This window comes from Yersinia enterocolitica (genome assembly GCA_002082245.2).
Lineage (GTDB): Bacteria > Pseudomonadota > Gammaproteobacteria > Enterobacterales > Enterobacteriaceae > Yersinia > Yersinia enterocolitica_E.
The window spans coordinates 1360770-1374637 of the sequence record NBTC02000002.1; the positions used below are offsets into that span (position 1 = coordinate 1360770).

Here is a 13868-nt window from a genome sequence, read left to right on the forward strand (position 1 = left end):
GAGGCTTATATCCGTACCGTTCCTCCGCGTTAATTGACTCGTGCCCTCAATGCTTTCTACCTACTTAAAAAATGAGTTTTCCTGTTTTTCTCCGATGTTTTAGTCTGCTGAAACTGAGCAAATGTGCTTAGTTTCAAGGAGGAGATATGAAAAAAAGGTATGTAAGTCTGCTACTGGGGTGTTTTTTTTGCGGGGCGGCAGCACTGTCAATGAGTCAGGCAGTGCAGGCCGTTGAGACCAACAATCAGCTCGAACATCCGGTCTATTTCTGTATGACTTGCTATTACCCCTTCGTCTGGTTTTAGCGATAATTGACCAGCACCTGATTGCTGATCACTTGCAACGGCGGGTTGACTCGGCCTTTACCGGCAATAAAGTAAACAAACCTCAGTTGAGTTGCTGCCGCCTCTCCCGCCAGTCCCCGGCTCTGTCCGCTGCCACCCTCAAGTGGCATACAACGGGTCGGGGTGCATAATTTAACCTGTAACCCCTCTGGCGCTGTCGACATTAATTGGTAGCGCCAGCCAACCGACACGATGCGCGCATTTTCCTGCGCCAGCGCTACCGGTGGTTGCAGTACCGCCGACGAGGTAGCTACCCCGCGCAAACCCTGCGTAACCCCAATATCGTCCGCCACCCAAGTGCCTGAAGCGACAGCATTCAACGGCAATACACATACCGGAAGTAGTGTAGCCAACATTAGGGAGAGACGAGTTAGCATCAAGCAGCTCCTATCGTTGATGTCATACGGATCTGGCGATTATCGCCAATTTCCAGATTAGACAGCACCACCATCTGCGGCAAACTGCGGCGCAAGAAACGGGCTAAAAGTGCCCGCAGTGCATGGTTAACCAGCAACACCGGCGGTGCACCCAGCATCTCCTGACGTTGCAGCGCTTGTTTAGATTGATCCAACAAACGGTCAGCCAGACCTGGCTCCAGACCACCCCCACCTTGCAGCGCCTGTAGTAACAAACGCTCTAATGCCGCATCCAGCCCGATGACCTGAATCTCGCCGGTTCCTGGGAACCATTGTTGCGCAATGGAGCGCCCTAACGCCACTCGAACTACCGCTGTTAATTCGTAAGGGTCGGTCTGGTTTGGCGCATGTTCAGCCAGTGTCTCGATAATGGTGCGCATATCGCGAATGGATACCCGCTCCATTAGTAGATTTTGCAGTACTTTATGCAGCGTGGTTAAGGTGACGACGCCGGGAATGAAGTCTTCCGTCAGCTTCGGCATCTCTTGCGCAACTCTGTCCAGCAATTGCTGGGTTTCCTGGCGGCCAAACAGTTCGCTAGCAAATTGGCTAATCAGATGGTTTAGATGGGTCGCCACGACGGTGCTGGCCTCAACCACGGTAAAACCTTGAATCTGCGCCTGCTCACGTAATGCACTTTCAATCCAAACCGCCGCCAATCCGAAGGCGGGATCATGGGTGGCCTCACCGGGTAACGAGCCAACCGCATTGCCGGGGTTAATGGCTAACCAACGGCCGGGATGAGCTTCGCCACTGCCAATCTCGACCCCTTTCATTAATATCCGATAGTTTGCTGGCGGCAGTTCCAGATTATCTCTGATATGCACCACCGGTGGCAGGTATCCCATCTCTTGAGCAAACTTTTTACGAATACTGCGAATCCGCCCCAACAGCTCACCATTTTGCTGGAAATCCACCATCGGAATCAGGCGATACCCCACCTCCATACCCAGCGGATCTTCCAGTTGAACATCTGACCAGGTCGCTTCAGTGGCTTGTTGCTGGTCTTGCACCACCGGTGATTCTGCCACCATCGGTTGCTTCATTTGCTTACCACGTAAGCGCCAGGCTAATGCCAACAGTGCGCTGGTGAATAGCAGGAAGACAAAGTTAGGCATGCCAGGCACCATCCCCAGTAACCCGAGGACACTGGCACTCAGCACCATCACGCGAGGGTTATTAAATAGCTGGGTGACCATTTGCTGGCCAACATCCTGGTCGGTACTGACGCGGGTCACGATAACGCCCGCCGCCGTCGAGATAACCAATGCCGGGATTTGTGCTACCAAGCCGTCACCAATCGTCAGCAAGGTATAGGTTTCTGCTGCATGGCCCACCGCCATGTCGTGCTGAAGCACCCCGACCAGTAAGCCGCCGACCACGTTAATCACCATGATCAGTAACCCGGCAACCGCATCACCACGAACAAATTTACTGGCCCCATCCATTGAACCGTAGAAGTCAGCTTCTTGCGTAACATCGGAACGGCGTTTTTTGGCTTCGTCTTCACCAATCAAGCCGGCATTTAAGTCGGCATCGATCGCCATCTGCTTACCGGGCATACCATCCAGAACAAAGCGCGCCCCCACTTCGGCAATACGCCCCGCCCCTTTGGTGATAACCATAAAGTTGATTATGACCAAAATAATAAAGACCACGATGCCGATGGCAAAGTTGCCACCAACCAGAAAGTGACCAAACGCTTCCACCACACGGCCCGCAGCCGCCGCACCGGTATGCCCATCCATCAGAATGATACGGGTGGAGGCGACGTTTAGCGATAAACGCAACAGCGTTGAGAACAACAGAATGGTTGGGAAGGCGGCAAAATCCAGCGTGCGTTGGGTAAACATGGCAACCAACAGCACCATAATGGACAGCGCGATATTAAAGGTAAACAGCAAATCAAGGATGAAGGGCGGCAGCGGCAGCACCATCATCGACAAGATCATCAGGATAAGAATTGGCCCGGCAAGGATTTGCCACTGCGTATCTTTAAAATTGCCCGGTAAACGTAGCAGGGCGGCCAAATTAGCCATTAGTCAGTCTCACTCTCTGTTGCAAAATCCAGTGCTTCCGGCACTGGCAGATGTTCAGGTTTTTTCGGGATTAGCCCGCCTTCCCGTTTCCAACGCTTCAACTGGTATACCCAGGCAAGAACTTCTGCCACCGCGGCATAAAGGGTGGCTGGAATATGTTGGCCTACCTCGCTGTGCCGAAACAGTGCCCTGGCCAGCGGCGGCGCTTCTAATAACGGAATACGATGCTCTGCACCTAACTCGCGGATACGCAGTGCCACTGCGCCAGCACCTTTCGCCAGCACCTTGGGTGCACTCATTTTTGCTTCGTTGTATTGCAAGGCAACAGCATAGTGGGTTGGGTTGGTCACTATTACATCAGCTTTAGGGACATCAGCCATCATTCGGCGACGAGCCATAGCCCGTTGCTGCTGACGAATGCGCCCTTTCACATGTGGATCACCTTCTTGATCTTTGAATTCATCACGTATCTCTTGTTTGGTCATACGTAATTTTTTAATGTGGCTGGTTATTTGGAAAAACACGTCGAATCCGACCATCGGGGTCAGGCCTAATACCACCACCAGTCCGCAGAAAATAATCAAGTGGACAGCATCACTTAAAGCCGCCACTGGCGGGGCTGCCATCAACCGCATCATATCTGGCCAGTTATGCCAGAGGAATATTCCCGTGACCCAACCGACCAGCGTGGCCTTGAGGATGGCTTTCAGCAATTCGGCCAGTGCCTGAGAAGAAAACATGCGCTTTAAGCCCGCAATCAGACTCATCCGCTGAAAATCGAACTTGATGGATTCTCCGCTGAACAGCACCCCACCTAACAGCATCGGTACTGCTAGCGCCACGATCACCAATCCGGCAAAGATGGGCAGTAATGCCATCATCGTTTGACTCAGCAGCGTCCCTATTTGGCGCAACATTTGCTTATCATCGCTGATAATGCCATGGTCAAAATGCAGTCCTTGGGCAATCATCGCCGCCAGTTGGCGAGCCATCGACTCCCCAGATACCCACAGGATCGCCAAACCGGCCCCGAGCATCAGCATCGAGGTCAGTTCGCGCGAACGCGGTATTTGGCCTTTTTCGCGAGCCTTCTCCAGCTTGTGGGCTGTGGGTTCCTCGCTCTTTTCCGCGTCGCTATCTTCAGCCACAGCAGGTTTTCCTGTTCAGCGTAAGCGTTCCCATATCAGATAATTAGGAAATAAAAAATTGCTGTCTAGCATGACAAATATTCAGCAAGGTTATGGATGGAACAAAGCAGCAATTAGGGGGTTATTTCTCGGATGAATACATCATGTCAGGCTCAGTAGCCTGTTGGGGGACTGGCTGTCGTCAAATTTGATAGCTAGGAACGTCTACAGCCAGTGATAGATGAAGGAAAAGGGATGAAGAACACGATCAGCCGCAACGCCAGGAATAGCCGGTTTTAAATGAGATTATCACGACGATAAATCCAGAGAGAAATAATGGCAGATGAGATATCCCCTCACCTGCCTATTATGGTCGATCAGTCGGCTTAGAAGCCTAAACTGTCTAGCAGATCATCAACTTGATCCTGGTTGGCAATAACACCAGCACCATTCTTATCCAGTTGTGGCCCATTGAGTAGACTGTCAGCAGATTTTTGCGGTTTAGATGGCATATCTGGGATATTTTCCATCAGTACCATTAATAGCTGCTTCTCAATCTCTTGCACCACATCCATCATGCGTTTGATAACCTGACCGGTAAGGTCCTGGAAATCTTGCGCCATCATGATTTCCAACAATTGTGCATTGGTAAATGAGGTATGTTGCGGTACGACTTCCAGATATTCACGGGTATCAGTGACCAGAGAGCGGGCATCTGACAGCTCGACAGGATTAGCAAACCATTCGTCCCAACGAACTTTAAGCGCCTTCGCCGATGACTCCAGCTCATTTTGGCGCGGCTGTGCTGCCTCAACACAGTTCAGTGCTCTTTCTGCGGCCTGAGCCGTCATATGAACGACATAATCCAGTCGATCACGCGCATCTGGAATGGCTTCCGCAGCCTGTGCAATCGCCTGATCAAGACCTAATTCGCGCAGGCTGTCGCGTAACATCCGCGTCAATTGGCCAATGCGGCTTATTATATCACTGGCCGATGCCGCATCTGTTGCGGGCATTTGATGGTTACTCATCTCGCCTCCTTACATACCCAACTTTTCAAAAATCTTATTGAGCTTCTCTTCCAAGGTAGCGGCAGTGAAAGGTTTCACTACATAACCACTGGCACCTGCTTGCGCTGCTGCGATGATATTCTCTTTTTTCGCTTCGGCGGTTACCATCAGAACCGGCAAAGTACCAAGAGCACCATCGGCACGGATAGTTTTCAACAGGTCCAGGCCATCCATATTCGGCATATTCCAATCAGAAACCACAAAATCAAAGCCACCCGCACGTAATTTATTCAATGCGTCGACGCCATCTTCGGCCTCTTCCACATTGTTAAAACCCAGCTCTTTCAGCAGGTTTCTGACAATACGACGCATGGTCGAAAAATCGTCTACCACCAAAAATCTGAGATTCTTATCCGCCATACCAACTCCTAAGGTTTGTTGCTCACCGCTGAGCGATTAACTATCAACGCCCGATTTCCACCGGAAAATGTCTACTAAATTCGCAGGGCTTGACCACTGCTAATCTGCGCCAACATACGCTGGCTTATCTGGTTCAAATCCAGAACTTCATTAACGCCCCCCATACCAATCGCTTCACGCGGCATGCCGAAAACCACACAACTGGCCTCGTTTTGCGCGATGGTATAAGCACCGGCGCGATACATCTCCAACAACCCGGCCGCACCATCATTGCCCATCCCCGTCAGGATAACCCCCACGGCGTTACGCCCGGCATACTGCGCCACTGAGCGAAATAGGACATCAACCGAGGGACGATGGCGATTAACCGCCGGCCCGTCATGAATGCGAACCTGATAGTTCGCCCCACTACGCGCCAGTTCCATATGCCGATCGCCGGGAGCAATATAGGCATGCCCCGGTAAGACCCGCTCACCGTCTTCTGCTTCTTTCACAGTGATTTGACACAGCTTATTAAGTCGCTCAGCAAATGAACGGGTAAAACCCGGTGGCATATGCTGAGTAATTAACAGTGCCGGGCTGGTCGGTGGCAACGGCTGTAATACCATACGGATAGCTTCTGTCCCCCCGGTAGATGCACCAATTGCAATTAACTTTTCACTACTGAGCAGTGGTGTATGCGTAAGCATAACCGGCGCGTTTTCTGGGCCGCGCTGCGGCAGGCGAGCTTTAGCAGCCGTACGGATTTTCTCCGCAATCAACTCACTGTAAGCCAGCATTCCCTCTCTGATCCCAAGCTGAGGTTTGGTAACAAAATCAATCGCTCCCAACTCCAACGCACGCATGGTTATCTCAGAGTTCTTACCGGTTAATGATGAGACCATCACCACCGGCATCGGCCGCAACCGCATCAGCTTTTCAAGAAAATCCAAACCATCCATCCGCGGCATTTCGACATCGAGCGTCAAAACCTGCGGATTGAATTTTTTGATCAAATCACGGGCAACCAACGGATCGGGAGCCGTTGCAACCATTTCCATGTCCGGGTGACTATTAATAATCTCGGTCATTAGTTGGCGCATCAATGCAGAATCATCAACGCACAATACTCTGATTTTACTCATCACCTCTCCTTGGTCAGCCCATAAACGGTCTGCCCGCGCAAATAGAATTCCCGACTAATTTGACTGAAATTCTCCGAGTGGCCTGCAAACATCAGACCACCTGGTTTTAGCAAAGGGACAAAGCGACGCAGAATGCGCTCCTGCGTTTCTTTATCAAAATAAATCATCACATTACGACAAAAAATAGCATCAAACTGCCCGGGTAATGCCCACTCTGGTGCCAACAGATTGAGTTGCTGGAAATGGATCATATTGGCCAATTCCGGGCGCACTCGCACCATGCCTTGATGTGGGCCGGTGCCACGCAAGAAATAGCGTTGCATCTGTTGTGCCGACAATGAACGCAATTCATCTTGCCGGTATACACCACTGGTCGCTTTTTCCAGTACTTGCGTATCGATATCGCTGGCTAACACCTGGCACGAACCCGCTCTATTTCCCAACACATCACACAGTGTCATCGCGATAGAGTACGGCTCTTCACCGGTCGATGCCGCCGTACTCCACACCGAATAGCTTCCCGGCCGCTGGCGGGCATGTTCAGCCAGAATCGGGAAATGGTGTGCCTCACGGAAAAATGCCGTCAGATTAGTGGTCAAGGCATTAACAAATGCCTGCCACTCTGCACTGTTCGGGTCGGTCTCTAGCAAAGCAAGGTATTGACCAAAATCGTTAATCCCTAGCAATCTCAGCCGCCTGACCAGGCGGTTATAGACCATTTCCCGTTTGTGATCGGCCAGTACTATCCCGGCTCGTTGATAAATAAGTTGGCATATGCGCCGGAAGTGAACATCCGGCAACGGGAGCCGTTGAATCATCTGAGTCAGGATCGACCCAGACTCTTGGGGCGATGGCTGTTTCATCGATGATGGTTTCATCCGGCCTCACCCCACAACAAAGTCTTCGTTACGCCGTTTGACAATCTGGAATTTCCTTAACAGCCGGTTGTTTACCACTGCCGTCTGCTGCCTGCCCCTCCCCGCTGTCGCTATCCTGCTCCAAACGAAAAACAGACACTGCATCGGAGAGCATACTTGCCTGCTCTTCGAGTGCGTTAGCCGCAGCCGCAGCCTCTTCCACTAATGCGGCGTTTTGCTGAGTGACCTGATCCATCTGTGTTACTGCCAGTGAAACCTGCTCAATACCTCGGCTTTGCTCATCCGAGGCGGAAGCGATTTCACCCATGATGTCGGTAACCCGAGTCACTGAGCGAACAATCTCTTCCATGGTAGTACCCGCATTTTCAACCAGAGTGGAGCCCTGGCGAACACGGCTGACCGATTCATCGATCAACCCTTTAATCTCTTTTGCTGCTTGTGCACTGCGCTGGGCCAGATTACGAACTTCACCGGCGACGACAGCAAAACCGCGCCCCTGCTCACCAGCGCGAGCAGCCTCAACAGCAGCATTTAACGCCAGAATATTGGTCTGGAAGGCAATACCATCAATAACACTGGTAATGGCACCAATCTTCTGTGAACTGGTGGCGATATCATGCATAGTTGTCACCACACTGCCCGTCAACTCACCCCCTTTGGCAGCGGTTGCTGATGCGTCTTTCGCCAGCAATGTTGCCTGACGAGCATTATCCGCATTCTGTTTGACCGTCGCGGTCAGTTGCTCCATGCTGGCCGCAGTTTGTTCCAGAGACGCCGCTTGCTGTTCGGTTCTTGCTGACAAATCATTGTTACCCGCAGAAATTTCCTGAATCCCCGTTAGCATTGCTTCAGTGCCATCTCGGACATGACTAACAGTGGTGATAAGCGACTGCTGCATGATGCGTAAACTGGCAAACATCTCGCTGATTTCATTACGCCCGGAGACATGAATCTGCGCTGATAAATCCCCCCGTGCGATGCGGTCAAAATGCGCGCGCATAATTTTCAGCGGCCTGACAAACATGGTGCGCAGCCAAACAAGCGACGAAATCGCCATGGCTATTACCATTACAATCGCCGCACCAAATATCCACATGGAGAGATGGTACGCCTGCTGGTTTTGGGTACCGGCCTCAGCAATCACTTCATTGGCATACTGCAAATACTGTAAAAAATCGGCTTCGAACAAATCCTGTGTTTTCTGGGTGGGTTGGTCCATAAAGCCTTGTAAATTACCGGCTTCCAGAAAATCGATTAGTTGTCGTAACGACGTCCGTAAGTTCTGATAACTGTTTTTAGTGGCATCCAACAATTCGCCACCGTTATCACTCTCATCAAGGCGTGGCACCGCAATAAACTGATTGAAGTAGAGGTCCGCTTTCTGTAATGAGCTGCGCGCATTGCCCATTAATGCGTTGACTTGCTCCTGAGGTACTTTGAGAGCCGAGCGCGTCCCCGCCCGGTTTAAGGTATTACGCGCCTGAAGCAAGGATACCCAACTGAGGCTTAATGCATCCCGTTGCTGGCTACTGAGATCCACCCGGTTCAAATTTTGGTAGTCTGAGCGAAAAGCAGTAAATGACAGACCACTTGAAATTAACTGTATCGAGCAAATTAATATCAGTAACAGGAAAAAGCTGGTAGAAATCCGAATTCGGCCAAACATCGTAACCTCTTCTCAGCCGGCTCATTGGCCAGCTTTATCTATTTTTGTTCACCCAAAATAATTGGAGTTGCAGGTAGGCAGCCAGCAAACGAATCCCGATGAGCTTACTCAAGTAAGTGATTCGGGTTCGTGAGCACAGCTAACACCCCTGCAATTTCAAGTATCAAGGGTTGTAGGGGACTAGAAAGTTTCCCAATTGTCTTGCAGGTCACTTCCCAGTGTTTTTTTAGCAGTTCCGCTCAAATCCTGTGTCGGCTGCTTTATTTTTCTAACATCTCTTGTAGTACTACCGTTATCCATACGCAGAACGAATACAGACATGGATTGGGTTAACATACTGGCTTGTTCTTCCAGTGCGGCGGCGGCAGAGGCTGATTCTTCCACCAAAGAGGCGTTTTGCTGGGTTACCCGGTCCATTTCAGTGACCGCCTGACCCACTTGATCGATACCGCGACTTTGCTCATCGGAAGCAGAAGCGATTTCACCCATGATGTCGGTGACGCGGGTTACCGCATTAACGATATCTCCCATGGTTTCACCCGCACTTTCAACCAGTACTGACCCCATATCGACACGGCTAACCGAGTCTTCGATAAGGCCTTTAATCTCTTTTGCAGCTTGCGCACTACGTTGTGCCAGGTTACGTACTTCACCGGCAACAACGGCAAAACCACGACCCTGCTCACCGGCACGGGCTGCTTCAACGGCGGCGTTCAGCGCCAGGATATTGGTCTGGAAAGCGATGCCATCGATGACACTGGTAATATCTGCAATTTTCTGTGAACTACCGGCAATCTCATGCATGGTTTGCACCACATTCGCCACCACTTTGCCACCTTTCTGTGCCGTTTCCGATGCACTTAAGGCCAGTTGGCTAGCTTGACGAGCATTCTCAGCATTCTGTTTCACTGTGGCGGTTAACTGCTCCATACTGGCGGCGGTTTCTTCCAGTGAGGCGGCTTGTTGTTCTGTACGCGCTGACAGATCGTTGTTACCGGCGGAAATTTCTGAGGCACCGCTATAGATAGCATCGGCACCTAAACGCACATCACTGACGGTGGTAATCAATTCAGATTGCATGTGTTTCAGGCTGGCGGCCAATGTGCCCATTTCGTTGCGGCTATGCACTTCGATAGTCTGCGTTAAATCACCGTTAGCGATATGTTTAATATGTTCTATCAAGTGTTTAAGCGGATTAATCAAGATGTGTTGCATGCCAAGCCAAACAACAATAATTACCGCGAATACCACAATCAGTACGGTAACAATCACCCCCATCGCGAAGCTAAATGACTGGTTGCTGTCTTCCACTGCGGAGGCATACAAGCGATCATTTTGTGTCAGGTAAGTGTTGTAATCCTGTTCAAAAGCATTTTGGAAGCTAGAGGTGGGTTGGTCGAAGAACTCATTGATCTTGCCAGCTTCCATCAATTGGATCAGTTCGGTTAACGCACCAAAATATTGGTCATAAGTCTGTTTTAATTTTTTAGCTGATTCGACGTCTTGCTGGCTATCCAACGGGATCTGTTCGTAGCTTTTAAAACGCTCCGCCGCCACACCTAATGTCCCTTTGGCTGATGCCAACAGGTCATTCACCGTAGGGCCACTACCGGTATGATTCACATCCATCATGTAGCGGATGCCTGCGCGGTTCAGCGTATTACGGGTTTGCAGCAGATTTACCCAACTTTCATTCAACACCGACTGTTGCTGACGAATAACCTGTAAAACCGCAAAGTTCTCTTTGTCATTTTTCAGGGAGTTGAAGAAAAGCCCGCCGGAAACGAACTGTAAGGCACCAAATAGCACTAACACCAACAGGAGGCTGGTGACCACTTTCATACGCTTAAACATGTTATCCCTTCATAAGTACGTCAAAACACAGGTACGCCAAAACATAGGACGTCTAATTAACTGTGTTATCGGCACTGGGAGGGGGAACTTTACCGGAGAGAGACATTATTTTAACGAGATGAGGATGAGTGTTAGCAGTTTGTTATTATCGAGGTGAAAACCGGCCTCATCAGGTTTTGGCCGGACAAGAACGGACCACGGTTTCGATGGCGAGCGGCGTGGTGATTGGTTCGGTTGACATGAGACAGGAGATCACCTGATCACTGAACGAATATCAACCGAAACCCGATAGGCAAATTAACCGAAACTTACCCTTTAATGACAGAGTCAATCAACGACATCTCTTCACTGCTCAACAGCTTTTCGATATCCACCAAAATCAGCATTCTTTCCCCGAGTGAACCTAAACCTGTTAGATACTCAGTTGCCAGAGTGACGGCAAACTCTGGTGCAGGACGTATTTGCTCATTGGTTAATGACAGCACATCTGACACACCATCAACGACAATACCCACCACGCGCTGATCAAAATTCAGTACGATCACTACGGTATTTTCGTTATAGCTCACACCTTTTTGTGCAAACTTAACCCGTAAATCAATAATAGGGACAATGACGCCGCGTAAGTTAGTGACACCTTTAATGAACGTCGGGGTGTTAGCGATACGGGTCACCTGATCGTAGCCACGGATCTCTTGTACTTTCAGAATATCAATCCCGTACTCTTCATCGCCCAGCGTAAAAATCAGGAACTCTTGTCCTACCGTTTCGCCAGCCAGCTTCGTGACGGTTGCTAGTCCTGCCATGTTTTTACCCTTCAATCAATAGGTTGAATTTATGTTTGTTTTCAGGACCGGAACACTCCGTGCCCTATACCTGTTTTCATACGGGTTCCATACAGGCTTCAATTGGTCCACCTGCTAGGCAGCGACCACATCATCAGCCGTTACACGCTTTTCCCGGTTTAATGCCTGCAAAGCCGACACATCAACAATTAATGCCACGCTGCCATCACCCAATATGGTTGCGGCTGAAATACCTGGCACCTTGCGATAGTTACTCTCGAGGTTTTTCACCACCACCTGATGCTGACCAATCAACTGGTCTACCAAGAGTGCATAACGACGCCCGGCACTTTGCAGAATCACAACGATGCCCTGAGTGGCTTCAGTTTTGGCGTTTTCAACATCAAATACCCGGTACAATTCAACCAAAGGTAAATACTCGCCGCGCACTTGTAATACCCGTTCACCGCCGGCTAGCGGGTGTAAATCTTCAGCCAAAGGTTGCAGTGATTCCATTACTGCATTCAATGGCAAGATGAAGACTTCATCACTGACTTTTACTGACATTCCATCAAGAATAGCTAGCGTCAATGGCAATAAAATACGGATTGAAGTGCCAAGACCGGCCTGGAAACTGACTTGCACATGGCCGCCCATCTCCTGAATATTTCGCTTAACCACGTCCATACCGACACCGCGGCCGGAAACATCAGTGACTTGCTCTGCGGTGGAGAATCCGGGAGCAAAAATCAGCATCCCAACATCTTCATCGCTCATATGCTCATTAATGGCCATTCCTTGAGACTGCGCTTTTGCCAGAATCTTCTGCCGGTTTAACCCTGCGCCATCATCCAAGACTTCAATACAGATATTACCGCCCTGATGCTCTGCGGACAGCGTCAGATTCCCCACCGGCGATTTACCGGCAGCAATACGGGTTTCAGCATCTTCAATACCGTGGTCCAAACTGTTACGAACCAGATGGGTCAGGGGATCGATAATGCGTTCAATCAGGCTTTTATCCAGTTCTGTAGAACTGCCAAGCAGCGTCAGTTCGACTTGCTTATTGAGTTTACTGGCTAAATCGCGCACCAAACGAGGGAAGCGGCTGAACACATACTCCATCGGCATCATACGGATCGACATCACCGACTCTTGCAAGTCACGCGCATTGCGTTCCAACTGCCCCATACTATTGAGCAAATCACCGTTGATGACGGGATCCAGCGTACTGGAGCGCTGTGCCAACATTGATTGAGTAATCACCAACTCGCCCACCAGATTAATCAACTGGTCAACTTTCTCAACCGCGACGCGAATACTGGTTGACTCACTGGCTTTCGCTTTTGGTTTTACATGTTCCGGGCTGGTCGGTGCGGCAATAACACCCGTTTTAGAGGAACTGTTGGTTTCAGCCACTGGGGCCACCGCCGTTGGCGGTAATTCTGCGATAACCGGCGCCACTACAGCCACTTCAGCTGTAGCTTCTGGTTGCAATTCAGCGGGTATAAAACTGATCTGTTCCGGTTCCAACACAAAACAGAGCACGGCGCTGATATCATCTTCACTGACAGACGTAATCAGGGTGGCTTCCAGGCTATCAGCACTTTGATGTGGATCTTTAACTTCACCCAAATTGCCTAGCTCTTCCAACATCAGTGGGATTTCTTGCTCTTTCAGGCCAGACAAGCGAATGCGCATTCCCCCCTGAACCAATGCAGGTGACTTACCACCCACTTTGGTGTCAGTCATCACAACGCCATTCCCTTGTGCTACTGATGTGTTGGTACCTGTGCTTTGTTGTTCTAAAGCCTCTAATGCCAGTTGGCGCAATGCGTGGCAGATATACTCAAAGCTTTCCGCATTAGGTTCCTGAGAGGTTTTATAGGCGTCCAACTGTTCCTGCATAATATCTTTCGTTTCCAAAAACAGGTTGATGATATCAGTGCTCAACCGCATTTCATCGCGACGAGCACCATCCAACAGGTTTTCCAACAGATGGGTTGTCTCTTGTAATACCGTAAAGCCAAACGTCGCTGCACCACCTTTGATCGAATGAGCAGCACGGAAAATGGCATTGAGTTGTTCTTTATCTGGTGCCAGTGGGTCCAGCAATAACAAGTGCTGTTCCATATCTGCCAACAGTTCATCTGCTTCATCAAAGAAAGTCTGATAAAACGCGGTAATATCCATGCTCACGGTGTC

The 13868-nt window shown here is 50.1% G+C and carries 11 protein-coding genes; all 11 read right to left on the reverse strand.

Features of this window, described 5'->3' with window-relative positions; genetic code table 11:
• Positions 1-301: 301 nt before the first annotated feature.
• Positions 302-721: a flagellar protein FlhE gene (locus A6J66_007645; GenBank protein PNM24083.1), complete on the reverse strand. Its 420-nt coding sequence runs from the start codon at positions 719-721 to the stop codon at positions 302-304.
• Entirely contained in the window at positions 721-2799 is a 2079-nt protein-coding gene (gene flhA / locus A6J66_007650; GenBank protein ID PNM24084.1) for a flagellar biosynthesis protein FlhA, read from the reverse strand. The genes A6J66_007645 and flhA overlap by 1 nt, the downstream gene beginning before the upstream one ends.
• On the reverse strand, positions 2799-3947 hold the full coding sequence (gene flhB / locus A6J66_007655; GenBank protein ID PNM24085.1) for a flagellar type III secretion system protein FlhB: 1149 nt from the start codon (positions 3945-3947) through the stop codon (positions 2799-2801). Before flhB ends, flhA begins: the two co-directional genes overlap by 1 nt.
• Before the next feature lie 365 nt (positions 3948-4312).
• Positions 4313-4957 (reverse strand): protein phosphatase CheZ, encoded by a 645-nt coding sequence (locus A6J66_007660; protein ID PNM24086.1) that lies wholly within the window; start codon positions 4955-4957, stop codon positions 4313-4315.
• A gap of 9 nt (positions 4958-4966) precedes the next feature.
• The gene (locus tag A6J66_007665) at positions 4967-5356 is read right to left on the reverse strand and encodes a chemotaxis protein CheY (GenBank protein PNM24087.1); all 390 of its coding nucleotides are present in this window, start codon (positions 5354-5356) and stop codon (positions 4967-4969) included.
• Between the two features lie 74 nt (positions 5357-5430).
• A complete protein-coding gene (locus A6J66_007670; GenBank protein PNM24088.1) occupies positions 5431-6480 on the reverse strand; it encodes a chemotaxis response regulator protein-glutamate methylesterase in 1050 nt (349 codons plus the stop codon).
• Entirely contained in the window at positions 6480-7343 is an 864-nt protein-coding gene (locus tag A6J66_007675; protein PNM26926.1) for a protein-glutamate O-methyltransferase CheR, read from the reverse strand. The genes A6J66_007670 and A6J66_007675 overlap by 1 nt, the downstream gene beginning before the upstream one ends.
• A gap of 43 nt (positions 7344-7386) precedes the next feature.
• Positions 7387-9024, reverse strand: coding sequence for a HAMP domain-containing protein (locus A6J66_007680; GenBank protein PNM24089.1), 1638 nt, complete (start codon positions 9022-9024; stop codon positions 7387-7389).
• A 180-nt stretch (positions 9025-9204) separates the two neighbouring features.
• Positions 9205-10878: a HAMP domain-containing protein gene (locus A6J66_007685; GenBank protein PNM24090.1), complete on the reverse strand. Its 1674-nt coding sequence runs from the start codon at positions 10876-10878 to the stop codon at positions 9205-9207.
• A 308-nt stretch (positions 10879-11186) separates the two neighbouring features.
• Positions 11187-11684, reverse strand: coding sequence for a chemotaxis protein CheW (locus tag A6J66_007690; GenBank protein PNM24091.1), 498 nt, complete (start codon positions 11682-11684; stop codon positions 11187-11189).
• A gap of 114 nt (positions 11685-11798) precedes the next feature.
• Positions 11799-13862, reverse strand: coding sequence for a chemotaxis protein CheA (locus tag A6J66_007695; protein PNM24092.1), 2064 nt, complete (start codon positions 13860-13862; stop codon positions 11799-11801).
• Positions 13863-13868: the final 6 nt, after the last annotated feature.

Excerpts from the sequence above, each read along its gene's own strand:
- A6J66_007690 (PNM24091.1), bottom strand. The coding sequence starts at position 11,684 with ATGGCAGGACTAGCAACCGTCACGAAGCTGGCTGGCGAAACGGTAGGA.
- A6J66_007645 (PNM24083.1), bottom strand. The coding sequence starts at position 721 with ATGCTAACTCGTCTCTCCCTAATGTTGGCTACACTACTTCCGGTATGT.
- A6J66_007685 (PNM24090.1), bottom strand. The coding sequence starts at position 10,878 with ATGTTTAAGCGTATGAAAGTGGTCACCAGCCTCCTGTTGGTGTTAGTG.
- A6J66_007660 (PNM24086.1), bottom strand. The coding sequence starts at position 4,957 with ATGAGTAACCATCAAATGCCCGCAACAGATGCGGCATCGGCCAGTGAT.
- A6J66_007680 (PNM24089.1), bottom strand. The coding sequence starts at position 9,024 with ATGTTTGGCCGAATTCGGATTTCTACCAGCTTTTTCCTGTTACTGATA.
- A6J66_007675 (PNM26926.1), bottom strand. The coding sequence starts at position 7,343 with ATGAAACAGCCATCGCCCCAAGAGTCTGGGTCGATCCTGACTCAGATG.
- flhA (PNM24084.1), bottom strand. The coding sequence starts at position 2,799 with ATGGCTAATTTGGCCGCCCTGCTACGTTTACCGGGCAATTTTAAAGAT.
- A6J66_007665 (PNM24087.1), bottom strand. The coding sequence starts at position 5,356 with ATGGCGGATAAGAATCTCAGATTTTTGGTGGTAGACGATTTTTCGACC.
- A6J66_007670 (PNM24088.1), bottom strand. The coding sequence starts at position 6,480 with ATGAGTAAAATCAGAGTATTGTGCGTTGATGATTCTGCATTGATGCGC.